Raw genomic sequence first — 651 nt, 5'->3', positions numbered from 1 at the left:
GTCTGCCGCAGCGCCAACGTGTCGTCGGCGTTCAGCGGAGGCGCGGGCACGATCGCGGTCTTCACCGTCGCGGTGGCCCCGTTCTTGGTGGTGGTCACCTCGAGACAGTTGCCGATCTCCTTCTCGCGAACGGAGAGCGGGGTCGCGGTCCGCATCAGCTCGACGGAGATGGTGGCCCGGTTCGCGTTGTCGGTGCCCACGATCATCGCGGTGCCGTCCGCGCTGTAGTCCTGGTTCGGCGGCTTGCATCCCGCCGGGTCCACCTTCGCGCCGGCCGGGATGCCACTGAGGTCGGCCGCGGCCTGCGCCACCGCCTGCGACGGCAGCACGATGGCCTCGTACGGGGCCGGGAAGTCGGTCGGCGTCAACAACATCGAACCGAGCGAGGCGTCGATGGTGGCCGAGTCGCCCGTCTCCGGGGCCGGCGCGGCGACGCCCGCCACGGTCGACGAACACCCGGCGAGGGCCAGGGAGGCGGCGGCGAGACCGGCGACCAGGATGCGGCGAGTCAACTTCGATCCTCCAGGATGCAGTGGCACAGCGGTACGAGACACCGATTACGAGGTGAACAGCGGTTCGGGCGTTGGCCGGCGCCGTCAGGAGCCGACACCGACCACTCTGCCACCCCGGCCCCGGCCAGTCGCACAGGCC

1 protein-coding gene is annotated in these 651 nt (G+C 71.1%); it reads right to left on the bottom strand.

Annotation, left to right across the window (positions count from 1 at the left end):
- Positions 1-443, bottom strand: a 443-nt coding sequence (locus AC1DQC_RS19915; protein ID WP_477052960.1) for a hypothetical protein, incomplete at its 3' end; no start/stop codon positions are given.
- Positions 444-651 lie beyond the last annotated feature (208 nt).

It is taken from the genome of Cellulomonas sp. P4_H12, from assembly GCF_056400905.1.
The sequence above is the reverse complement of the archived record's forward strand: the minus strand, read 5'-3'. Positions and strand labels throughout refer to the sequence as shown.